The organism is Pedobacter sp. MR2016-24, from assembly GCF_026239655.1.
Taxonomy (GTDB): domain Bacteria; phylum Bacteroidota; class Bacteroidia; order Sphingobacteriales; family Sphingobacteriaceae; genus Pedobacter.
In genome coordinates, this window is the sequence record NZ_JAPIVO010000001.1 from 674,510 (window position 1) to 696,890 (window position 22,381).

Consider the following 22,381-nt stretch of genomic DNA (forward strand, 5'->3'; position numbering starts at 1 on the left):
TTATGGCTAAGAGTAAAAAAGTAACCAAAAAGCGTATTGTTGTTATCGAGTCTGTTGGTCAGGCCCACATCAATGCTACTTTTAACAATATCATTGTTACCCTAACAAACAACAACGGTCAAACTATTTCATGGTCTTCGGCAGGTAAAATGGGATTCAAGGGTTCTAAAAAGAACACTCCATACGCTGCTGGCCAGGCTGCATCTGATTGCGGTAAAGTAGCATTTGATTTAGGTCTGCGTAAAGTAGAAGTTTTTGTTAAAGGTCCGGGTTCTGGTCGTGAGTCTGCAATTAGAACATTGCAAATCTCAGGTATCGAAGTAACCTCTATCAAAGATATCACACCGCTTCCGCACAACGGATGTCGTCCTCCTAAGAAGAGAAGAGTTTAATTTATTAATTTTTAAAGCTAAGAGTCTGCAGCTTCAGGTTGCACGATACTTTAAAACAAAAAGCAATGGCAAGATATACAGGACCAAAGTCCAAAATCGCGCGTAAATTCAGAGAGCCAATTTTCGGCCCTGATAAGGTATTAGATAGAAAAAACTATCCTCCTGGACAACATGGAGCTTCCAAAAGAAGAGGTAAACAATCTGAGTACGCAGTACAGTTAATGGAGAAACAAAAAGTTAAATACACTTATGGTGTATTAGAACGTCAATTCCGTAACTTGTTCACTAAAGCTTCAGCACGTCAGGGTATCACTGGTGATAACTTGTTACAATTGTTAGAAGCGCGTTTAGATAATACAGTTTATAGATTAGGTATTGCGACTACACGTTCAGCTGCACGCCAGTTAGTTAGCCATAAACACGTAACAGTGAACGGTGAAGTAGTAAATATCCCTTCTTATCAATTAAAAGCAGGAGACGTTATTGCAGTTCGTGAAAAATCTAAATCTTTAGAAAGTATCGCAAATTCAGTAGCAGGAAGAGTAATCAATAAATTCAATTGGTTAGATTGGAATGCAAGTGAATTAACTGGTAAATTCCTGGCTTATCCTAATCGTGATGAGATTCCGGAAAATATTAAAGAAAACTTGATTATCGAGTTATACTCTAAGTAATATATTCAATTAGCTGTCTCTTTGAGGCAGCTAACTTTTTGCGTTACAAAATTTTAATAACGATCTAAAAACATTATAAATGGCAATTTTAGCATTTCAGAAACCCGATAAGGTCATCATGCAGAAATCAACTGATTTCGATGGTATATTTGAATTTCGTCCCTTAGAACCCGGTTTCGGTGTAACAATTGGTAATGCCCTAAGAAGAATTCTTCTTTCTTCGTTAGAAGGTTATGCCATTACAAGTATTCGTTTTTCTGGCGTATCACATGAGTTTTCTACCATGAAAGGTGTTGTAGAGGATTTAACTGAAATTATCTTGAATTTAAAACAAGTTCGTTTTAAAAAAGTTGGTGATTCAGGTGACTCTGAAAAAGTCTTTATTGTAGTTAATGGCCAGGATCAGTTTCTTGCTGGAGACATCACAAAATTCTCCAATAACTTCGAAGTCCTTAATCCGGATTTCGTTATCTGTAACATGGAGAAATCTGTTACTTTAGAGGTAGAATTAACTATCAATAAAGGACGTGGTTATGTTCCTGCAGAAGAAAATAAAATCAATGATGCTGTTGTTGGTGTAATCGCGATCGATTCGATCTTTACCCCAATGAAAAATGTAAAATATACGATTGAAAACTATCGTGTTGAGCAGAAAACAGATTATGAAAAATTAATTTTAGATATCTCTACAGATGGATCAATCCATCCTGAAGAAGCTTTGAAAGAAGCAGCTAAAATTTTGATTCAACACTTCATGTTGTTCTCTGATGAGAATTTAGTATTAGAATCTCAGGCAAAAGAAGAAACTAAAGAAGTAGACGAGGAAATCTTACATATGCGTAAAATCCTTAAAACTGAATTAGTTGATCTTGACCTTTCAGTACGTGCATTAAACTGCCTTAAAGCAGCTGATATCCGTACATTGGCAGACCTGGTTTCTTATGATGTGGCTGACATGTTAAAATTCAGAAACTTCGGTAAAAAATCATTAACTGAAATTCAGGAATTAGTTAAGTCTAAACAACTGTCTTTCGGAATGAATTTAGCTAAATTCAAACTGGACGAAGAATAAAATAAATAACAATATTGTTAATAGTGTATAATTCCCTCTGTTAACAGAGACGGTATACGCTGAATAAATTCAAAATGAGACACGGTAAAAAACACAACCACTTAGGTAGAACAACTTCCCATCGTAAAGCAATGCTTGCGAATATGGCATCTTCATTGATTAAAGCTAAAAGGATTACTACCACTTTAGCAAAAGCAAAAGCATTACGTATGTATGTTGAGCCTTTAATCACTAAATCTAAAAACGATACTACACATTCACGTCGTACTGTATTTAGCTATTTACAAGATAAAGATTCTGTAACTGAATTGTTCCGCGATATCGCAGCGAAGGTTGCAAATCGTCCGGGTGGTTACACAAGGATCATCAAATTAAACAATCGTTTAGGTGATAACGCTGAGATGGCGTTAATCGAATTGGTTGATTACAATGAGATCTATGGTGTAGATACTGAAGCTGCAGAAAAGAAAACTACTCGTCGTGGAAGAAGTAAAGCCAAAAAAGGTGATGCTGCTGAAGTGAAAGAAGAGAAAGCAGTTGAAGCTAAAGAAGAAGTTGCTGAAGCACCTGCTGCTGAAGAAGCTACTGAAGATAAAGGAGAATAGTATTCCTTTTCATCAAAATACAGAAAGCCCTGTTCTTAGTTGGACAGGGCTTTTCTTATATTAAAATTTTAATTTAGTTTATGTCGAATCAAAATTCACTTCAGGATTTTCACCAGCAGCTGGCTGATAGTATCAGCGCTAATCTGTTTATTAAGGCTTCCCTGGGAAATTATCAGGGGAATGACAAGGAATTGAAGAATGTATACGTTCGTCGCCTCAAAATCAAAAAGGCAGACATGTTATCTTTTACTTATCGTGCTAAAACCAGAGATACCATCAAAAATCTGCCCGTTGCTGATGGACTGAAATTGATTAGTCATTTTATGAGTAATGATTTCAGGATTTGCACTTTGTTTACTTCGGATAAAGAGGTGATTGCCGAGTATGATAAAAAAGGAGTGGTAACCCTGAGGGAAAAATTAAATAAAACAGTACTGGTGCCTGACTTGTCGCACGACAAGGAAAAAAAACGACTGATACAGCCGGGTGATAAATCTTATCTGCAACAGCTGAAGATTACTGATCAGCACGGTGTGGTGTATAAAAATGCACAAGATAAATATAAACAGATCAACCAATACATCGCTTTGCTGGATCCGATGATCAGGTCTTTAAAAAAGGGCGGTGCGAAGAAAGTGGTGGATATGGGATCCGGTAAAGGATACCTGACTTTCGCCTTGTATGATTACCTGCTCAATACCTTAAAAATAGAAGCGGAAGTTGTAGGCGTAGAATACAGGCAGGACATGGTTGCCTTATGTAATCAAATTGCGACTGATTCAGGTTTCTCTGGTTTAAGTTTTGTGCAAGGCACTATCGAAGATTATGATGCAGGAACACTTGATTTACTGATTGCTTTACATGCTTGTGATACGGCTACTGATGATGCTATCTTTAAAGGAATCCAGGCACGGGCGGAACTGATTGTTGTGGCCCCCTGCTGCCATAAGCAGATACGCAGAGAGATAGAGAAGGGAAAAGCGAAGAACGATCTTGACTTTTTAACAAAGTACGGAATTTTTCTGGAGCGGCAGGCAGAGATGGTGACCGATGGAATTCGCGCGTTGCTGCTGGAGTATGCCGGATATAAAACTAGGGTGTTTGAATTCATTTCTGATGCACATACACCAAAAAATGTTTTAGTTGTTGGCGTACGTACTAAAGACAATTTATCCGATAAGGCTGGTATCCTGGAAAAGATCAGCAACACAAAGAAATATTTTGGCATAAGATATCATCACCTCGAGAAATTGATGGGGCTGTAATATGCCTTTTGCCGTAATGGAAAGGCATTTATGACAACCTGTCATAAATGCCTTTCCATTTTATTTACATTTTAACCGATTTTAATAAATAGGTGTCTGTTTGCCTGCCAAATACCAATTGGCACATGGCTTGTTAAACAGAATTAGAAAATAAGAATTCATAACAACAAAAGATAAAATAGCATGTCAAAAATTATTGGTATAGACTTAGGAACAACAAACTCTTGCGTAGCCGTAATGGAAGGTAACGAACCTGTAGTTATAGCCAACAGTGAGGGTAAACGTACAACGCCATCCATTGTTGCTTTTGCAGAAAATGGGGAACGTAAAGTAGGTGATGCTGCAAAACGCCAGGCAATCACAAACCCAACAAAAACAATTTATTCAATTAAGCGATTTATGGGCAGCAGCTTTGCTGAGGTGTCTAAAGAAGCTGGCCGCGTACCTTACAAGGTAATCAAAGGAGATAACAATACTCCACGCGTTGAAATTGATGATCGTAAATATACTCCACAGGAGATTTCTGCAATGATCCTGCAGAAAATGAAAAAAACAGCTGAAGACTTTTTAGGTCATGAAGTGACAGAAGCAGTTATTACTGTTCCTGCATATTTCAATGATGCACAACGTCAGGCGACTAAAGAAGCTGGTGAAATTGCTGGTTTAACAGTTAAACGTATTATCAACGAGCCTACTGCTGCAGCTTTAGCATATGGTTTGGATAAAGCGCACAAAGACATGAAAATTGTTGTTTTTGACTGCGGTGGTGGTACCCATGACGTTTCAGTATTAGAATTAGGTGATGGTGTTTTTGAAGTTAAATCTACTGACGGTGATACACACTTAGGTGGTGATGATTTTGACCACATTATTATTGACTGGTTAGCTGCTGAATTTAAAACTGAAAATGGTATGGACCTTGCTCAGGATCCAATGGCATTACAACGTTTGAAAGAAGCTGCTGAAAAAGCTAAAATTGAGTTGTCAAGCACTACTTCAACTGAAATTAACTTACCATATATCACTGCAGACGCAAGCGGACCTAAACACTTGGTTAGAAACTTAAGCCGTGCTAAATTTGAGCAATTGGCTGCTGATTTAATCAAACGTACTATTGAGCCTTGTAAATCTGCATTGAAAAATGCTGGTTTAAAAACTAGTGATATTGATGAAATTATCTTAGTAGGTGGTTCTACACGTATTCCTGCTATTCAGGATGCTGTTAAAGCTTTCTTCGGTAAAGATCCTTCTAAAGGTGTAAACCCTGATGAGGTAGTAGCTATCGGTGCTGCAATTCAAGGTGGTGTATTAACAGGTGAAGTTAAAGACGTATTGTTATTAGACGTTACTCCTCTTTCTTTAGGAATTGAGACTATGGGCGGTGTAATGACTAAACTGATCGAAGCCAACACTACTATTCCATCTAAAAAAGCGGAGACTTTCTCTACTGCTGCTGATAACCAGCCTTCAGTTGAAATCCATATTTTACAAGGTGAGCGTCCAATGGCTGCTCAGAACCGTACAATTGGTCGTTTCATTTTAGATGGTATTCCACCAGCTCCACGTGGTGTTCCTCAGGTTGAAGTTGCATTTGATATTGATGCTAACGGTATCCTTCATGTATCTGCTAAAGATAAAGCTACTGGTAAAGAACAAAAAATTCGTATTGAGGCTTCATCTGGTTTAACTGATGAAGAAATCAAAAGAATGAAAGAAGAAGCTGAGCAAAATGCTGATGCTGACAAAATTGCTAAAGAAGAAGCTGATAAAATCAACAGCGCTGATGCATTGATCTTCTCTACAGAAAAACAATTGAAAGAATTTGGTGATAAAATCTCTGCTGATAAAAAAGCACCGATTGAAGCTGGATTAGCGAAATTAGTTGCTGCTCACGCTGCAAGAAGTTTTGCTGATATTGATTCTGCTCAGGAAGAATTGCAAGCTGCCTGGAATGAAGCTTCTGAAGAGATGTACAAAGCTGGTCAAGATGGTGCTCCTGCTGCAGGTGGTGCTGAACAAGCTTCAAACGACTCTTCTGCACAAGGTGGCGATAACGTTACTGATGTAGACTTCGAAGAAGTAAAAGACGATAAGAAATAATCTTATTGTTCATTCATAAAAAAGGGGGCTTCAATTAATTGAGCCCCCTTTTTGTATACAATAGGTTTTTTAGTTCCAAAGATTTTCCGGATAAACACCATCCTGAATCAGTTGATCTATGCTGGCCTGCACTACTGGTTTATCTTCTTTGTAGGTAACACCAAACCATTTGCTGCTGGTAGGTACTACTTTGAAATCTGCCTTTTCTGAATTCAGCAGGGTCTCCACGATAATTGGAATAAAGAATTCGGACTTAGGATCTTCTGTATGCGTCTTTGCAAATTCACGGAACAGCTCTTCCGAAATCTTGAATACTTCAGGAGTAAAGCCCCAGAAATTCATTGAAACACGGGTATCTAATGCTAAAGGATATTGCTTCTCGTCTTCTTCATAAAGAATAGTCTCCTCGCCGTGAAATACCTTGGTACGTTCAACGATCTCTTCAAGATAACCGTCATGACTTACTTTACATACACCTCGCGACACAGAGCCGAAATCGGATAAGGTTTTGGCAATTTCATAGCCAATCATGGAATAGTTACTGCCAGTAACTTCTTCAGTAAGAAATTCCACCATTTTTTCGAATGCGTCAAGACCATAAAAGTCATCTGCATTGATGACACAGAAGGGTTCTTTTATGGCATGCCTTGCAGCCAGGATAGCGTGGCCTGTACCCCATGGTTTGGCTCTTTCTATTTCCAGGTCTATGCCGTATTGTTTAAGATCAAAGTTCTGAAAAACATAGTCCGTCGCGATCTTGCCTTTAAGCTTAGGTTCGAAAATCGCTTTGAAATTGTCCTCAAATTCTTCTTTGATAATAAATACAACTTTTCCAAAGCCAGCTTTGATTGCATCATGTATAGAATAATCAATTATCGTTTCGCCATTTGGCCCGAAGCCGTCAATCTGCTTCATGCTGCCGTAACGGCTTGCCATACCAGCGGCGAGTATTAAAAGGGTAGGTTTCATTTGATATGTGTAGATGAAATATTATTTATTGTATTTGAAATCGTGATCTTTTTGAATGTTAAGCAGAGAGTGGTAGATGAGACTGATCACATTATCTACATCTTCTTTGTGAATCATCTCTACGGTGGTATGCATATAGCGTAAAGGTAAAGAAATCAATGCAGAGGGAACGCCGCCATTAGAATAGGCAAAAGCATCAGTATCCGTTCCTGTTGAGCGTGAAGAAGCTTGGCGCTGGAATGGGATATCATTTTTCTCTGCTGTTTCAATCAGTAATTTATTGAGGTTAGTCTGTACCGCGGGTGCATAGGAAACTACCGGACCACGACCGCAGGCCAGATCTCCCTGGGTGATCTTATTGATCATCGGCGTTGAAGTATCATGTGTTACATCAGTAATGATAGCCACATCTGGTTTAATGCGGTGTGCGATCATCTCTGCACCTCTCAAACCGATTTCTTCCTGCACAGAGTTAACGATGTACAATCCGAATGGCAGTTTTTGTTTGTTCTCTTTTAACAAACGTGCGACTTCAGCAATCATAAATCCACCCGCGCGGTTGTCCAGCGCACGACCAACGTAGTACCTGTCATTTAATACCATGAACTCATCTTCGTAAGTAATTACGCAGCCTACATGGACACCCAGATTTTCTACTTCTTCTTTTGTGGTACATCCGCAATCCAGGAAGATATTTTTAAGGGCAGGTGCTTCTTCTTTTTCACCTGCACCGCGTGTGTGAATAGCAGGCCATCCGAATACGGCTTTTACCAGGCCTTTATCAGTGTGAATGTTAACGCGTTTAGAGGGTGCAATCTGATGATCTGAGCCACCGTTTCTGATGACGTATATTAAACCATCATTCGTAATATAATTCACGAACCATGAAATCTCATCGGCATGTGCTTCTATAACAACTTTGTACGTTGCTTCCGGATTAATTACACCAACAGCAGTTCCATAATTATCTATGAAACTTTCATCTATATAGGGTTTCAGGTAATCTAGCCAAAGTTTCTGACCAGGGTATTCAAATCCCGTAGGGGATGGATTATTAATATATTCTTCAAAAAACTGGAGTGATTTCTTATTAACGACAGATACATGTTTCTGTTTTTCGTCTTTCTTTTTAGCCATCTTTATATGTTTATGATAAACAAATATATAAAGATGGCTCTAAGCATCATACTATAGGTAAGTTTATTTACAATGGAATGTTTCCATGTTTCTTGCGCGGTGTGTTTACTACTTTGTTTTCGAGCATTTTAAAAGCCCTGATCAATTTTAAACGTGTAATGGATGGTGTGATCACTTCATCTACGAAACCCCTTTCAGCAGCACGATAAGGATTGGCAAATGTATCAGCATACAGCTTCTCTTTTTCCACCAGTTTTGCTGCAGGATCTGCGGCAGTGCTGATCTCTTTTTTGAAGATAATTTCTGCTGCTCCTTTTGCACCCATCACGGCTATTTCGGCGGTAGGCCATGCATAGTTCAAATCAGCACCAATGTGCTTGGAATTCATCACATCATAAGCTCCGCCATATGCTTTTCTGGTAATGACCGTAATTCGCGGTACGGTGGCTTCACTAAAGGCATAGAGTAACTTTGCACCATTGGTGATAATGCCATTCCATTCCTGATCAGTCCCTGGCAAGAATCCGGGAACATCCTCTAAGACCAGTAAAGGAATATTAAAGCAATCGCAGAACCTCACAAAACGGGCAGCTTTAACAGAGGCATGGTTGTCCAGTACTCCTGCAAGATAGGCAGGCTGATTAGCCACAATCCCTATACTTCTTCCTGCCAGTCTGGCAAATCCGACTACGATATTCTCCGCATAATTTTTATGTACTTCAAGAAAACTTTCTTCATCAGCAAGCTGATCGATTATTCCACGCACATCATAAGGCTGATTTGCATTTTCTGGAATGATTTCATTGAGTACCGGACGTGATTCTTCCTGGTCCTGATCATAGACTAATAAAGCCGGCATTTCTTCACAATTCTGAGGCATGTAACTGAGTAATTTTTTGACATGACTGATCGCATCAAGCTCATTTGCACAGGCAAAATGGGTAACTCCGGATTTGGTAGCGTGCGTACCTGCACCACCCAATTCTTCTGAACTTACCTGTTCATGGGTAACTGTTTTGACTACATTCGGACCGGTCACGAACATATAGGAAGTATGCTCTACCATCAGGATAAAGTCAGTAATTGCCGGTGAGTAAACGGCACCTCCCGCGCAAGGGCCCATGATGGCAGAAAGCTGGGGGATCACACCTGAAGCCTGTACATTGCGGTAAAAAATATCAGCATAGCCGCCCAATGAAACCACGCCTTCCTGGATACGGGCACCGCCGCTATCATTTAATCCGATTAAAGGCGCACCATTTTTCAATGCCATTTCCATAATCTTACAGATCTTTTCTGCATGCGTTTCTGAGAGTGAACCGCCAAAAACAGTAAAGTCCTGCGAAAAGACATATACCAGTCTGCCATTTACATTCCCGTATCCGGTTACCACACCATCGCCCAGATACTTTTCAGTTTCCATCCCAAAGTCCGTACTTCTGTGTGTAACAAACATCCCGATTTCTTCAAAAGAACCTTCGTCCATCAGGAAATGGATACGTTCTCTCGCCGTTAGTTTACCTTTTTTATGCTGGCTTTCGATTCTGAGCGGACCTCCACCGGCATGTGCCTGTTTGATCTTATCCTGCAGTACTGAGATTTTTTTATTCATAGCATTTTAGGCTCATATTTTATAAATGTAAAGATTACCAGCGATATTGTAAACGTGCAGTGAATACATCATCTCTGATATCTTTCTGATAGTTTTCAAGAGCTGTCGGGGCGTTGGTGACATGTTCATTGTAGAAAGTAAACTTTACCCTGTTGTTGAACATATAGGTGAAGCCATAACCTAAAGTACTGAATTTGATATCGCCAGCGGTACTGAGGTTGTCAGGACCGATCTGATTTTCTGATAATTTGCTGTTAGGGTCATACACATCATAGGCGAGCAGTGCATTGAACCTGGTCTTAAGGATTTGCTGGGTGAACCAAACATAGTAGCCCTCAAAAGATCTCAGGTAAAGGTCCGTTGCCGGCTGCGTGGAAAAGCTGGTACTCGCTACAGACCCTCTCACAGAGGAGGAGGAAGCTACACCTGGTTGTGTACCTGCTACATATTCACTCTTCAGCGTGGTTACGCCAAAAGGAGAGTCATACTGTAATTGCACGTTGCCGCCAAAATAGTTTCTTTTGAAATTATCACCTTCATAAGCAGGGTCGGTATGTTTGGTAAAACCAGTGGCACTGCTGGTATAATAACTTTGTGTATCATTTCTTACAGAACCTTTATAAAAGGAACCGCCGAAGCCAATATGGAACTTTTTACCGGCCAGACTGTCAAATTTAAAAGTGAGGTTACCCACAAGATCTTTTTTTGAGTCGTAATCTCTCGCAAAAAGTCCGCTGCCGTTAACAACTGCCAGATCAGCCGTCAGAAAATGGAAAGCCCTGGTAGGCTGGTAAGTGACCATACCACCGATATCACGTTCTCTTGGCATTAATGTCTGAAACATCCTCGCTCTTTCGGGGAAATCTCTGTATCCCGAAGAATAGATAATAGAATAACCGAAAGGTCTGTTAAACAGACCTGCCGTAAATTTTACTTGTTTATAATCAGGCTGATGTAATTGTATAAATGCATCCATTAGTTGCAGCCCGTTCTGTGTTGCATCAATCTGGAAAACGATACTGGAGTATTTATCTACACGGTCAATCTTTAACCTGCCCCTGCGTATGATGAAACGGTTATCGGAATTCTCGGCAAAATCTCCCCCGGAGAAAGAAGAAATTCCCTGTGTTTGTGCCTGCTGGAACTGTGTCTGCAGATAGCCTGTGATCTTGATATCATGTATATCGTAAGATGAAGGTGCGTTATTATTTTGCGAAAAGACTAACAGGGGGTATAACAATACCAGGGTTAGCAGATATACTTTCATGATTTGGATAGGTTCTAAAATTACGAAAGTACGGTAAATCGTAAATTATTGTAACAATCTCCCTAAAAAATCGTTCTGATTAGTATTTAGAAGTGTGAAAAGTTTATATCATTTTTTTTTAAGATCTTAGCTGTAGAAATGATTTTAGCACTTACATTTGAATTATACTGATCAAAGAAGAAATCATGTTTCTGTATAAATATCGCCTACATATTGTTGTTGCCTTTCTCAGTATCTTCACGGTGAAGATGGCGATTTCTGCTGCACCCGTTTTTGTAGGTCATATAGACAAAAAAACGATCAAATCGGTCATTATGCAACTAGAGCAGGAGCATAGCGCTGAAGGCGATTCCTGCAAGGATTTATTGAAGTTACTTGACTATAAGTCAGTTTACCTGCATCATCATTTTATTTATGTACCCTTGTTGCAGGATTTTGGTATTAAGAACTGTTATATTGATCATTTCAAACGGTATGTAGATCCATATCATCCCAGCGTACCCACACCGCCACCGAACTTTTCCTGATTATACTATAACAGGCTCATTGTAGCTTTAAATTAACGAAATAGGAATTTTGACTAATGAAGTGTTAGTCTCTCAGGAATAATTATGCAATGTTATGCAGAATGAAAGCTCCGTCTTCTCAAAGGCTGGATTGAAGAAGTATATATTAAAAAAGAATTTGAAGCGCGATTTACCAGCAAGTATAGTCGTGTTTCTTGTCGCCCTCCCCTTATGTCTGGGTATTGCACTGGCTTCTAATGCACCTTTATTTGCCGGTATAGTTACCGGTGTAATCGGTGGAATTGTGGTGGCCAGTATCAGCGGCTCTCAATTGAGTGTGAGCGGGCCTGCTGCCGGTCTGACTGTAATTGTACTGGGCGCTATTGCCCATCTGGGCAGCTATCAGACTTTCCTCCTTGCGGTCATGCTTGCCGGTTTCATGCAGGTGATACTGGGCTTTATTAAGGCCGGAACGATAGGGAACTATTTTCCGTCAAGTGTAATTGAGGGGATGCTGGCTGCAATCGGACTGATTCTTATCCTTAAACAGCTGCCGCATGCTTTGGGCGTCGACATCGGTTTTCTGGATGAAAGCGTATTTGAGGAAAACAGTGGAGATGTGATGGCAATTGTAACCCAGGCCCTGAAGCAATTTAACCTGGCTGCAATCGTGATCAGTGTTTTTGCAATAGCTACGCTGCTGTTCTGGCCCAGGATTAAAGCTATAAGTGTGGTGCCTGCACCATTAGTTGTTGTGGCATTGGGAATCGGCTTAAGTTTTGTTTTTAAGAACAGTGATTACGCACTTAGAGCAGATCAACTGGTAAAAATTCCGGAAGTCGGAAGTTTTACCGAATTTTCGGGGCTGTTCAAAATGCCGGATTTTGCTGCCATTACGAGAGGCGATGTGTGGAAAGTAGCTGTCACTATTGCTATTGTGGCCAGTCTGGAAACTTTACTCAGTATAGAAGCGATAGATAAGATTGATCCGATTAAGCGGACTTCTCCAACAAACAGGGAGTTGGTTGCGCAGGGGATTGGTAATATGACAAGCGGACTATTAGGCGGTTTACCTATGACCTCGGTAATTGTGCGTAGTTCTGCTAACGTGAATGCAGGGGGACGGACTAAAATGTCTGCCATATTTCATGGTAGCTGGTTATTGCTGTCATTCCTGTTTATTCCCGGGTTGATTAATATGATTCCTTTAGCCTGTCTGGCGGCAATATTGCTGGTTACAGGCTATAAATTAACACGTATCAGTTTATTTAAACATATGTACCATAAAGGTTGGGATCAGTTTGTACCCTTCGTGGTTACAGTGGTTGCCGTATTACTGACGGATTTATTGAAAGGTGTAGCGATAGGAATGCTGCTGTCGGTTTTCTATCTGCTGCGAACAAATATGAGAAATCCTTTCTTTTACAAAATACAGGAAGATGGAAATCAGAAGAACCTGCGGATTAAACTGGCAGAAGAGGTTTCTTTTCTTAATAAAGCTGCAATTCAGGTAGTGCTGAACAATATTCCTAAGGAAACCAATGTTATTATTGATGGAAGTAATTCAAGATATATAGATCCGGATGTGTTGGAAACGATCTTTAATTTCAGACATTACGCCTATACAAAAGGAATTGTGGTTACATTAGAAGATATAAAAGAGCATTACCGGGTGCCAAAATTAACAGATAAAATTATTAAAGACATTAACAAAATATAAAATATATGTGCGCAAAATCAACATTACACACACACGAGATTACATACGAAAGTTTATTAGAAGGTAATAAAGAATGGGTGGCCGCTACATTGGCTGAAGACCCTACTTTCTTTGATCGTTTATCTGCGGGACAGAAACCGCCGGTTTTATGGATCGGCTGTTCAGACAGCAGGGTGCCGGCCAACCAGATTACTAATACCAATCCGGGGGACATTTTTGTTCACCGTAATATTGCCAATGTAGTTGTGCATACCGATATGAACATGTTAAGCGTATTGGATTATGCTGTAAATGTTCTGGAAGTTGAACATGTGATTGTTTGCGGCCATTACGGATGCGGTGGTGTACAGGCAGCTATGGCAAATTCGCAGTTCGGAATAATTGACAACTGGTTGAGGAATATTAAAGATACCTACCGTCTGCATAATGATGAGCTTGCTAATATTGCTGATGAGAAAACGCGATTTGACAGACTTGTTGAACTGAATGTTATCGAAGGCGTTTTCAATCTGACTAAAACATCAATTGTTCAAAACAGGTGGTCAAATGGTAAAAAGTTGGGCATTCATGGATGGGTCTATAGTCTGCAAACAGGACTTATTACAGATCTGAAAGTTACCAGTCAATCCAATGACAATATCTCTTCTGTATTCAGGGTTCACGAAAAGAAAGAAAGTTAAATGTTTAATGACATAAAAAAACCGGCATATCAATATGCCGGTTTTTTTATAGCTATGCTTATCCTAAGAAAGGATAACGGTAGTCTTTTGGCGGATCAAATGATTCTTTAATGGTACGTGGAGAAACCCAGCGTAATAAATTGATCATTGAACCAGCCTTATCGTTAGTTCCGGAACCTCTGGCACCACCAAATGGCTGTTGTCCAACTACAGCTCCTGTACATTTATCATTGATATAGAAGTTCCCTGCAGCATTACGCAATGCAATACTTGCCTGCTCTATCGCATAACGGTCCTGAGCTATTACAGCACCAGTCAGCGCATAAATAGATGTGTTATCTATCACCTCCAGGATCTGATCGAATTCAGCATCATCATATACATAAACTGTCAGTACCGGGCCGAACAGCTCTTCACACATGGTTGTATATTTAGGATCATCTACTACCAAAACTGTAGGCTCAATGAAGTAACCCTTAGTTTTATCGTAATTTCCACCTGCAATAATTTCCACTCCTGCATCACTTTTAGCCTGATCAATGTATTTTGCCAGTTTATCAAAAGAACGTTCGTCGATTACTGCATTGATGAAATTACTGAGATCTTCAGTACCACCCATTTTAAAAGTAGCTAAATCACGCAGCATCAATTCTTTGATTTGAGGCCACAGGCTTTTAGCAATATATGTTCTGGAAGCAGCTGAACATTTTTGTCCCTGATATTCAAATGCACCGCGTAAAATAGCTGTACTTGAAACTTCAGCATCGGCTGATCCATGAACAAGAATGAAGTCCTTACCACCGGTTTCCCCAACAATACGCGGGTACGTTTTGTATTTATGAATATTGGTCCCGATCGTTTTCCATATATTCTGGAAAACAGCAGTAGATCCGGTAAAATGGATACCTGCAAAATGAGGATCGTTAAATATAACTTCTCCGGCTTCAGGGCCGTCAACATATACAAGGTTGATTACACCATCAGGTAAACCAGCTTCTCTGAAAATCTCCATTAATAAATTCGCAGCATACACTTGCGTATCTGCTGGTTTCCATACCACCACATTACCCATCATCGCTACTGAAGCTGGTAAATTGGCTGCGATCGCCGTAAAGTTAAATGGAGTAAGTGCGAAAACAAATCCTTCAAGCGGACGCTGTTCAACTCTGTTCCATACGCCTCTCGGTGAAACTGGAGGTTGCTGTTTATAAATATCAACCATATAACTTACGTTAAAACGGAGGAAATCTATCAGTTCGCATGCGGCATCAATTTCTGCCTGGTAAGCATTTTTTGACTGCCCCAGCATGGTTGCTGCATTCAATTTATAACGGTATGGACCAGCAATTAAATCTGCAGCCTTTAAGAATATTGCAGCGCGGTGTTCCCATGCCATATTTTCCCATTTAGCTTTTGCAGCTAAAGCAGTATCAATTGCCTGCTGAACATGTGTTTTGTCTCCGATACTGTAAGTAGCTAAAATATGCTGGTGATCGTGGGGTGGAGAAACTTTCCCTTTTTTATCTGTATGAACTTGCTCTCCATTGATGTACATCGGAATGGACAGCTGTTTTGAGCGTGCTTCTTTTAAAGCAGCCTCTAAAAGTTCGCGTTCTTTACTCCCAGGGGCATAACCTAAAGTAGGTTCATTTACCGGTACTGGTACGTTAAAAAATCCTTTAACCATGATATTAAAATTGTTGTTTGTGCAAAGATAGTTTTTTATCCTATTTTTGATTCCATAGCATGATTAAATACTTTCGACTCCTCTTACTGCCTTTTTCTTTGATCTACGGATTGGTGGTTCTCCTGAGAAATAAGATGTACGATTTCGGCCTTTTTAAGTCCGCCTCGTTTGACCTGCCGGTTATCTGCGTAGGAAATCTTGTTGTTGGCGGTTCCGGAAAAAGTCCGGTAACAGAATATCTGGTCAGACTCCTTTCGGATTATAAAATCGCCATATTGAGCAGGGGATATGGCCGTGAAACGAAAGGGTTTTTATACGCAGATGAGCATTCCACCGCAAAGTCTGTTGGCGATGAGCCACTTCAGTTTTACCATAAATTTCCACACATTACGGTAGCGGTTTGTGAAGATCGGGTAACAGGAATCAACAGGCTGAAAGATAGTCATGAATTGATTATTCTGGATGATGCTTATCAGCACAGGAAGGTGAAACCAGGCTTAAGCATTTTGCTTTTTGAGTTTCAGCAATTCTTTTCCCCTCAGTTCCTGCTGCCGGCGGGTAATTTACGCGAACCTTATCATGGTTATCAGCGTGCAGATATTTTGCTCGTAACAAAAGCACCGGAATCCTTATTGCCGGCGCAAAAAAAGAAGTGTTTATCGCGCTTCAGTAAAAGTGTGGAAGATAAACTTTTTTTCTCCTCTATTCAATATGGCGACCTGAAAAGTATTGGTGGAGATGAAACCTTATCCTGTGAACAGATCAATGGAAAAACTGTGTTTTTACTGACCGGAATTGCCAATCCTAAACCCTTAGTGAATTATCTCCAGCGCTTTTCTGCTGTTATGATACACCATGATTATCCCGATCATCATCAGTTTAGTTCAGGTAATTTAATTAAATTGGTTGACGCGTTTGCAAGGCATCCTGCAAAAGAAAAGATCATTATTACAACAGAAAAGGATGCGCAACGTTTATTTGATGTTACAATCAAAGAATTACTGTTAAATTTGCCCGTATTTTATTTACCGATCAAAATATCTGTTAAGGCAGATGAACAAACTAAATTTGATCAAAAGATTTTAAACTATGTTTCAGACACTGCACGAAACCGTTGAGTATATAACAAAGAAAACTAATAATTTCCAACCGGAAATTGGAATTGTACTGGGAACCGGATTGGGCGGACTGGTGAGTGAAATCACTGTTGAGTTTAGCCTGATGTATTCCAATATCCCCAACTTTCCTATTTCTACCCTGGAATTTCATTCAGGAAAATTGCTGTTCGGAACACTGAATGGCAAAAAGGTAATTGCTATGCAGGGAAGACTGCATTACTACGAAGGATATTCAATGCAGCAGATTACTTTCCCGATCCGGGTAATGAAGGCTTTAGGGATTAAACATCTGTTTGTTTCAAATGCCGCAGGATCATTGAATCCTGATTTCAAAAAAGGTGATCTGATGGTGATCAATGACCATATCAATTTACAGCCGGAAAGTCCGCTGCGTGGTAGAAACGATGCAGATATGGGACCGCGCTTTCCGGATATGAGTAACCCTTATCATCAGGAGCTGATTAAAAAAGCAATGGAGATTTCAGCGGCGGAAAATATTACCTGCCATCAGGGCGTTTATGTCTCTGTCACAGGACCTAATCTGGAAACAAAAGCAGAATATAAGTACCTGCGTATTATTGGGGGCGATGCTGTAGGAATGAGTACCGTGCCGGAAGTGATTGTGGCTAACCACATGAGTGTTCCTGTATTTGCTATTTCGGTATTGACGGATGAAGGGTTTCCGGAAGTACTGCAGCCTGTGAGTTTAGAAGAGATTCTGGCGACTGCAAGAGCAGCAGAGCCTAAAATGACAAGAATATTGAGCCAGTTAATCTCTACATTATAATGTATAAAATCGTTGTTTTATTTTGTGTAAGCTGGATGTTTTTCGGAGTGAATCAGGGCTTTGCCCAGGATTTAAAAACATCAGTGAATCAGAATAAAGAATTGGACTCGCTGCGGAACAAGCTGGAAAATGGGAAGGACTCGGTAGTTTTTACCTCAAAATACGTTAGGTATACTACGTTAAAACTGACAAAGGATAGCATCCAGACGGTACCATTGGATACGAGTTTAAGAGGAATACAAAACTTTAGTCCGATAGAACAGCCACGCAGGCCTACCATTAATACGGGAAATGTGGGCCTGGCTGCCAGGGCATTGCTTTTTGAACCTTCAAAGACAATCGGATTTGATCCCGGTTTTCATTCACTTGACTGGTATGCATTGGGGCATGACGATATCAAATATTATCAGGCGAGAACACCTTTTACGAACCTGTATTATGCAGGTCAGTACAGTGGTGATGCTGAACAATTATTTAGAGTTACACATTCGCAGAATGTGAAGAAGAATTTTAATGTAGGTGCAAGTTACAATAGGATAGGGGCGAATGGTCTGTATACCCGTCAGCGTGGCGATGTATTAAACGGTACATTTTTTACCTGGTACACTTCTCCCAATAAACGATACACTTTGTTTGCCAATGCGATTTTCAATACGCTCAAAGCATATGAAAACGGATCTACCCGGAACGACAGTATTTTTACCAGCAAGGCCTTTGGGATAGACAGGGTAGCGGAAACAGTAAGGTTATCCAATTCCAGACAAATTTATCGTAAGAATACTTTCCTGTTGAAACAGACCTACTTTATTGGTCGCATAGACACGTTGGATCAGGAAATCACAAAAAAGATATTGCCTACAAACAAAATCTCCTACAGTCTGAGATATGATAAAGACTCTTATGCTTTTCAGAAAAATGAATCTGACGACCGTACAGTAATCCCTGCAGGTTTGCGGGATCTTGTGTTTACCAATGACAGTACTTCTGTAAAGCATATCCAGAATGAATTCATCTATAGTTTCTTTTTGCGTGGTAAATCCAGCGCTGTAATTAAAAATGAGTTGAAGATCGATGCAGGAATCAGGCATGATTACTATGATTATAGTCAGACCCTGGGCCTGGTTAACAAAACGTATTTTTATAAGAACACCAAAGCTTTTCAAAACGTAACCTTGCTGGGTAATGCAGGTTACCGCTTAAGTGACAGGATAGATCTGAATGTGAATGTACAGCAAATCTTTCAGGGAAGGCAGGCGGGAGATTACCTGTATGAAGCGAAAAGCAATGTGCTGCTGAGCAGAAGTGCCGGCAGGATTATCCTTGGTGCATATATGCAGAATAAGTCGCCCGAAGAAGTGTATGTGCGTTATTTCGGAAACCACTACAGGTGGTTACACGGTGATGCGGAAGCATCTGAAGCAGCAGATTTCGGACAGACAGAAATAGTTAAGTTCGACAGAACCAAAACAGTGAACCTTTCCTTTAAATATATCAATGATCAGTTGAAGTTAGATGCGACTGCAGAATATTTTCTGATCAACAAATATCTTTATTTTATGCAGGATAATTCTGATGTGGATTCTACTACCATCAGACCAGCTCAGGTGGATGGCAGTATCAACATGCTGAAGTTATCCGTGGGGAAAAAATTCAAATTCGGTAAGTTCAACCTTGAAAGTTATCTGGTCTACCAGAAAACCGACAACCAGAATATTTTGCGTACACCGGAAGTGTATACCTTTCATAGTTTTTTCATCGATCAGACCTTCTTTAAGGTGTTGAAAACGAATATAGGATTTGACCTGCGTTACAATACCAAATATGCAAATTACTCATATTCTCCTGCGGCAAGTCAGTTTTATGTGAACAGCAGAACACAAACCTTTGATACCTATCCTGTAGTTGATGTGTGGTTGCGCGCTAGCTTAAGAAAGGCCAATATCTTCCTGAAGTACGATTATGCCAATCAGGGACTGCTTTCTAAAGGATATTATACGGTAAACAAATACCCGATGCAGGACAGGTTAATGAAGTTCGGCGTAAGCTGGAACTTCTACGATTAATTATGTTTTCTGGTGCTTTTTCTTTGCCGCCGGAAATAATACGTTGTTCAGAATTAACCTGTATCCCGGGGAATTCGGATGAAGATTCAGGTCAGTGGGGGGATCGCCCACTGCATGCTGGTAGTCCTCAGGATCGTGACCCCCATAATAAGTAAACTGACCTTTCCCAACTTCGCCATGGAGATACCTCACTTCTGAGGCGCCTTTATTCTCGCCCAGTACCGTGATGCCTGGTTTAACCAGTGTCTTCCTGAAAGCTGTGGTCTGGCCCATAAATCCTTTGATTACTTTCTCATGGTTTTGCGTTAGCATAGTAGGTACCAGATCCCATTTTGCGGAGAAGTCAAACAAGGTAAAATAATCATTGCTTTGCGTAAAATTCCTGGTCTGTGTAACATCAATATCCGAAAACTCATAATTTGCCGGGTTCTGGTCGAGCCTGAAATCTTTAAAAGCGAAGGTGCTGTTAAAATTCAGTTTTGCCTGCGCATTCGGATCGGCCGCATCCCCATCAAACATACTCGCACAAATGTCTACTCCTTCCGCGCTCAGTGCAATATCAAAACTATCCGTTGCCGAGCACATGGCAAACAGGAAACCGCCGCCCGCACAGAATTCGCTCATCTTTTTTGAAACGGCAAGTTTCATCTGTGAAACTTTTTCAAAGCCGTTTCTTTTTGCTGTGGTTTCCTGTTGCTTAACATCATCCCGATACCAGGAAACATTTCTAAAGGCACTCCAAAAACGACCATATTGCCCGGTGAAGTCCTCATGGTGTAAATGCAGCCAGTCGTATCCCACCAATTTATCCCTTAATACTTCATCATCATAAACTACGTCATAAGGTATTTCCGCATAGGTAAGCACCATCGTCACTGCATCATCCCAGGGCAGTTTACTCTTTGGCGAATACACTGCTATTTTGGGTGCTTTTTCAAGCTTGACGATTTCCATATTTACATCAGGATCGCTGATTTCATTCAATATGCCGGTAACTTTCCCGTCGGCAATCACCTCATAAGAAACCCCTCTGGTTTTACATTCATCTTCCACAGCTTTATTGTATTTGATTAAAAAACTGCCCCCTCTGTAATTCAATAGCCAGCTGACTTCAGCATTTTGTTTAATGCTCCAGTAGGCAATACCATAGGCTTTAAGATGGTTCTTCTGCTCTTCGTCCATATTGACCAGAATGGAAGATGCCTTTGTGGCCAGACTGCAAGCCATACACAGTAAAATCAGCATATATTTATTCATACCGCGGGTTCTGTTTTATTGATTATTCCGCCTGTATTTGTTGAAAATCTCCGGCGGAATAAGGAAGATTTTAAAAGCTGTAACGTACGAATCTAATTTTTTAGCGCAGATTATTAAAATAATAATCTGATTAAACGTTAAAAATCAATCATAATATATACATTTATTGGTCATACAGGTTTTTAAACCTTTAGTTTATCTAGTCATTTCATTTTACTAAATTTGACATCTACAAAAAAAGAATATGAGCAAAGCAATAATAAAGACTGAAAAAGGCGACATGACTGTCGAATTTTTTGATAAAGACGCACCGAAAGCGGTTGCAAATTTTAAAAAATTAGCAAGCGAAGGATTCTATGATGGCATCGCATTCCACCGTGTTATTCCAAATTTCATGGTACAAGGCGGATGCCCTAATTCAAAAGATCCTGCAAAAGCGCACCTTGCTGGTACAGGTGGCCCGGGTTACAAAATTGACTGCGAAACTGACGGTGAAAACCAATACCATGACCGTGGTGTATTGTCAATGGCACACGCAGGTAGAAATACTGGCGGTTCACAATTTTTTATCTGCCATAGCAGAGCAAATACTGCTCACTTAGACAGAGTGCACACTGTGTTTGGTAAGGTAATTGAAAATGTAGATATCGTTGATGATATCAGACAGGGAGATAAAATTTTAACCATTGAAGTGTTAGCAGATTAATTATGAATTTAAGAGGAATTGTAGCCGTTTCCGGCAGACCAGGTTTATTTAAACTTGTTGGACAAAATAAAGCAGGTTATGTACTGGAGGGTTTAGATGCTCAAAAAGTTAAAATTGTAACTAGCATTTCTTCAACTAAACTGGCTTCATTAGAAGATATCACCATCTATGGTGAAGATGAAGATTTGAAACTGATTGACGTACTGGCAAATATTGCTGCGGTAGAAGGAGATGTTCCTGATGCTAAAGCAGATGCTGCGGTATTGAGAGCTTTATTTATCGATGTAGCTCCGGGGCATGATCAGGAGAAAGTTTATACTTCAGACATGAAGAAAATCGTTACCTGGTATCACTTATTAAAAGATCTTCCGTTATTCAGTGAAGCTGCACCTGGTGCAGCCGAAGCACAGGAAGCTGGAAAATCTGAAGAGAAGGTAGAGAAAAAGGTTAAAGCAACGCCTAAGCCTTCAAATGCTAAAGCACCAAGCAAAACTGCTCAGCCAGCTAAAAAAGCTAATATGACAAGCAAAAAAGGAGTTTAATATTTCTTGTCAGCATAAAAAAACCGGATCAGCAATGATCCGGTTTTTTTACTGCCCTTTTCTACCACTATAGATAGAACCATATCAATAAGAAGGCTATTATTGAAACGATGATAGCGATGGTCATGTTCCAGCGACCGCCACTGGGGCGACTTCTGAATTTGTATTTTCTTTTAAAATCTGATGGTTGCATATATTTCCTTTCTTATCTAAAGATGCATA

Annotated in this window: 20 protein-coding genes; 14 read left to right on the forward strand and 6 right to left on the reverse strand. The window is 40.0% G+C overall.

Annotated elements, in window-relative coordinates; translation table 11 throughout:
* The first annotated feature begins 2 nt into the window (after nucleotides 1–2).
* From rpsK to dnaK, 6 genes are all read left to right on the forward strand, one after another.
* A complete protein-coding gene (rpsK, locus tag OQX62_RS03095; RefSeq protein WP_265829934.1) occupies nucleotides 3–392 on the forward strand; it encodes a 30S ribosomal protein S11 in 390 nt (129 codons plus the stop codon).
* Between the two features lie 65 nt (nucleotides 393–457).
* Nucleotides 458–1,066, forward strand: a complete 609-nt coding sequence (gene rpsD, locus OQX62_RS03100; RefSeq protein ID WP_265829935.1) for a 30S ribosomal protein S4 — start codon at nucleotides 458–460, stop codon at nucleotides 1,064–1,066.
* A gap of 79 nt (nucleotides 1,067–1,145) precedes the next feature.
* Complete coding sequence (locus OQX62_RS03105; protein ID WP_265829936.1) at nucleotides 1,146–2,138, forward strand: DNA-directed RNA polymerase subunit alpha; 993 nt, start codon at nucleotides 1,146–1,148, stop codon at nucleotides 2,136–2,138.
* Between the two features lie 74 nt (nucleotides 2,139–2,212).
* A complete protein-coding gene (rplQ, locus tag OQX62_RS03110) occupies nucleotides 2,213–2,743 on the forward strand; it encodes a 50S ribosomal protein L17 (protein ID WP_265829937.1) in 531 nt (176 codons plus the stop codon).
* Nucleotides 2,744–2,823: 80 nt separating this feature from the next.
* Nucleotides 2,824–4,008: a class I SAM-dependent methyltransferase gene (locus OQX62_RS03115; protein WP_265829938.1), complete on the forward strand. Its 1,185-nt coding sequence runs from the start codon at nucleotides 2,824–2,826 to the stop codon at nucleotides 4,006–4,008.
* Between the two features lie 183 nt (nucleotides 4,009–4,191).
* Nucleotides 4,192–6,108 (forward strand): molecular chaperone DnaK, encoded by a 1,917-nt coding sequence (gene dnaK, locus OQX62_RS03120; RefSeq protein WP_265829939.1) that lies wholly within the window; start codon nucleotides 4,192–4,194, stop codon nucleotides 6,106–6,108.
* 69 nt (nucleotides 6,109–6,177) lie between these two features.
* Here the strand turns inward: dnaK and OQX62_RS03125 are convergent, their stop codons facing one another.
* The 4 genes from OQX62_RS03125 to OQX62_RS03140 all read right to left on the reverse strand — a co-directional run bounded on the left by OQX62_RS03125 (nucleotide 6,178) and on the right by OQX62_RS03140 (nucleotide 11,093).
* Nucleotides 6,178–7,077 (reverse strand): nucleotidyltransferase family protein, encoded by a 900-nt coding sequence (locus tag OQX62_RS03125; protein ID WP_265829940.1) that lies wholly within the window; start codon nucleotides 7,075–7,077, stop codon nucleotides 6,178–6,180.
* 21 nt (nucleotides 7,078–7,098) lie between these two features.
* Entirely contained in the window at nucleotides 7,099–8,214 is a 1,116-nt protein-coding gene (locus OQX62_RS03130) for a M42 family metallopeptidase (RefSeq protein ID WP_265829941.1), read from the reverse strand.
* Between the two features lie 67 nt (nucleotides 8,215–8,281).
* Nucleotides 8,282–9,826: an acyl-CoA carboxylase subunit beta gene (locus OQX62_RS03135; protein WP_265829942.1), complete on the reverse strand. Its 1,545-nt coding sequence runs from the start codon at nucleotides 9,824–9,826 to the stop codon at nucleotides 8,282–8,284.
* A 34-nt stretch (nucleotides 9,827–9,860) separates the two neighbouring features.
* Complete coding sequence (locus OQX62_RS03140; protein WP_265829943.1) at nucleotides 9,861–11,093, reverse strand: porin; 1,233 nt, start codon at nucleotides 11,091–11,093, stop codon at nucleotides 9,861–9,863.
* 185 nt (nucleotides 11,094–11,278) lie between these two features.
* On the opposite strand from OQX62_RS03140, the gene OQX62_RS03145 reads away from it, so the two are divergent.
* From OQX62_RS03145 to can, 3 genes are all read left to right on the forward strand, one after another.
* Nucleotides 11,279–11,620 carry a hypothetical protein gene (locus OQX62_RS03145; RefSeq protein ID WP_265829944.1) on the forward strand — a complete coding sequence of 114 codons (342 nt, stop codon included), beginning with the start codon at nucleotides 11,279–11,281 and terminating at the stop codon, nucleotides 11,618–11,620.
* Nucleotides 11,621–11,714: 94 nt separating this feature from the next.
* Complete coding sequence (locus OQX62_RS03150; protein ID WP_265829945.1) at nucleotides 11,715–13,319, forward strand: SulP family inorganic anion transporter; 1,605 nt, start codon at nucleotides 11,715–11,717, stop codon at nucleotides 13,317–13,319.
* 5 nt (nucleotides 13,320–13,324) lie between these two features.
* The gene (gene can / locus OQX62_RS03155; protein ID WP_265829946.1) at nucleotides 13,325–13,999 is read left to right on the forward strand and encodes a carbonate dehydratase; all 675 of its coding nucleotides are present in this window, start codon (nucleotides 13,325–13,327) and stop codon (nucleotides 13,997–13,999) included.
* Between the two features lie 58 nt (nucleotides 14,000–14,057).
* On the opposite strand, the gene pruA is transcribed toward can, so the two are convergent.
* A complete protein-coding gene (pruA, locus tag OQX62_RS03160; protein WP_265829947.1) occupies nucleotides 14,058–15,686 on the reverse strand; it encodes an L-glutamate gamma-semialdehyde dehydrogenase in 1,629 nt (542 codons plus the stop codon).
* Nucleotides 15,687–15,745: 59 nt separating this feature from the next.
* On the opposite strand from pruA, the gene lpxK reads away from it, so the two are divergent.
* The 3 genes from lpxK to OQX62_RS03175 are packed head-to-tail and all read left to right on the forward strand — an operon-like array spanning nucleotide 15,746 to nucleotide 19,654.
* On the forward strand, nucleotides 15,746–16,804 hold the full coding sequence (gene lpxK / locus OQX62_RS03165) for a tetraacyldisaccharide 4'-kinase (RefSeq protein WP_265829948.1): 1,059 nt from the start codon (nucleotides 15,746–15,748) through the stop codon (nucleotides 16,802–16,804).
* Complete coding sequence (locus OQX62_RS03170) at nucleotides 16,776–17,591, forward strand: purine-nucleoside phosphorylase (protein ID WP_265829949.1); 816 nt, start codon at nucleotides 16,776–16,778, stop codon at nucleotides 17,589–17,591. The genes lpxK and OQX62_RS03170 overlap by 29 nt, the downstream gene beginning before the upstream one ends.
* Nucleotides 17,591–19,654: a putative porin gene (locus OQX62_RS03175; RefSeq protein ID WP_265829950.1), complete on the forward strand. Its 2,064-nt coding sequence runs from the start codon at nucleotides 17,591–17,593 to the stop codon at nucleotides 19,652–19,654. Before OQX62_RS03170 ends, OQX62_RS03175 begins: the two co-directional genes overlap by 1 nt.
* Here OQX62_RS03175 and OQX62_RS03180 read toward each other — a convergent pair whose 3' ends face one another.
* The gene (locus OQX62_RS03180) at nucleotides 19,655–20,836 is read right to left on the reverse strand and encodes an asparagine synthetase B (protein WP_265830157.1); all 1,182 of its coding nucleotides are present in this window, start codon (nucleotides 20,834–20,836) and stop codon (nucleotides 19,655–19,657) included.
* Nucleotides 20,837–21,155: 319 nt separating this feature from the next.
* Between OQX62_RS03180 and OQX62_RS03185 the strand changes: the two genes are divergently transcribed.
* Together OQX62_RS03185 and OQX62_RS03190 are read left to right on the forward strand one after the other, a co-directional pair.
* Nucleotides 21,156–21,617 carry a peptidylprolyl isomerase gene (locus OQX62_RS03185; protein ID WP_265829951.1) on the forward strand — a complete coding sequence of 154 codons (462 nt, stop codon included), beginning with the start codon at nucleotides 21,156–21,158 and terminating at the stop codon, nucleotides 21,615–21,617.
* Nucleotides 21,618–21,619: 2 nt separating this feature from the next.
* Nucleotides 21,620–22,159, forward strand: coding sequence for a DUF5606 domain-containing protein (locus OQX62_RS03190; RefSeq protein WP_265829952.1), 540 nt, complete (start codon nucleotides 21,620–21,622; stop codon nucleotides 22,157–22,159).
* Nucleotides 22,160–22,381 lie beyond the last annotated feature (222 nt).

Excerpts from the sequence above, each read along its gene's own strand:
- rpsK (WP_265829934.1), top strand. The coding sequence starts at position 3 with ATGGCTAAGAGTAAAAAAGTAACCAAAAAGCGTATTGTTGTTATCGAG.
- rpsD (WP_265829935.1), top strand. The coding sequence starts at position 458 with ATGGCAAGATATACAGGACCAAAGTCCAAAATCGCGCGTAAATTCAGA.
- OQX62_RS03105 (WP_265829936.1), top strand. The coding sequence starts at position 1,146 with ATGGCAATTTTAGCATTTCAGAAACCCGATAAGGTCATCATGCAGAAA.
- rplQ (WP_265829937.1), top strand. The coding sequence starts at position 2,213 with ATGAGACACGGTAAAAAACACAACCACTTAGGTAGAACAACTTCCCAT.
- OQX62_RS03115 (WP_265829938.1), top strand. The coding sequence starts at position 2,824 with ATGTCGAATCAAAATTCACTTCAGGATTTTCACCAGCAGCTGGCTGAT.
- dnaK (WP_265829939.1), top strand. The coding sequence starts at position 4,192 with ATGTCAAAAATTATTGGTATAGACTTAGGAACAACAAACTCTTGCGTA.
- OQX62_RS03125 (WP_265829940.1), bottom strand. The coding sequence starts at position 7,077 with ATGAAACCTACCCTTTTAATACTCGCCGCTGGTATGGCAAGCCGTTAC.
- OQX62_RS03130 (WP_265829941.1), bottom strand. The coding sequence starts at position 8,214 with ATGGCTAAAAAGAAAGACGAAAAACAGAAACATGTATCTGTCGTTAAT.
- OQX62_RS03135 (WP_265829942.1), bottom strand. The coding sequence starts at position 9,826 with ATGAATAAAAAAATCTCAGTACTGCAGGATAAGATCAAACAGGCACAT.
- OQX62_RS03140 (WP_265829943.1), bottom strand. The coding sequence starts at position 11,093 with ATGAAAGTATATCTGCTAACCCTGGTATTGTTATACCCCCTGTTAGTC.
- OQX62_RS03145 (WP_265829944.1), top strand. The coding sequence starts at position 11,279 with ATGTTTCTGTATAAATATCGCCTACATATTGTTGTTGCCTTTCTCAGT.
- OQX62_RS03150 (WP_265829945.1), top strand. The coding sequence starts at position 11,715 with ATGCAGAATGAAAGCTCCGTCTTCTCAAAGGCTGGATTGAAGAAGTAT.
- can (WP_265829946.1), top strand. The coding sequence starts at position 13,325 with ATGTGCGCAAAATCAACATTACACACACACGAGATTACATACGAAAGT.
- pruA (WP_265829947.1), bottom strand. The coding sequence starts at position 15,686 with ATGGTTAAAGGATTTTTTAACGTACCAGTACCGGTAAATGAACCTACT.
- lpxK (WP_265829948.1), top strand. The coding sequence starts at position 15,746 with ATGATTAAATACTTTCGACTCCTCTTACTGCCTTTTTCTTTGATCTAC.
- OQX62_RS03170 (WP_265829949.1), top strand. The coding sequence starts at position 16,776 with ATGTTTCAGACACTGCACGAAACCGTTGAGTATATAACAAAGAAAACT.
- OQX62_RS03175 (WP_265829950.1), top strand. The coding sequence starts at position 17,591 with ATGTATAAAATCGTTGTTTTATTTTGTGTAAGCTGGATGTTTTTCGGA.
- OQX62_RS03180 (WP_265830157.1), bottom strand. The coding sequence starts at position 20,836 with ATGGACGAAGAGCAGAAGAACCATCTTAAAGCCTATGGTATTGCCTAC.
- OQX62_RS03185 (WP_265829951.1), top strand. The coding sequence starts at position 21,156 with ATGAGCAAAGCAATAATAAAGACTGAAAAAGGCGACATGACTGTCGAA.
- OQX62_RS03190 (WP_265829952.1), top strand. The coding sequence starts at position 21,620 with ATGAATTTAAGAGGAATTGTAGCCGTTTCCGGCAGACCAGGTTTATTT.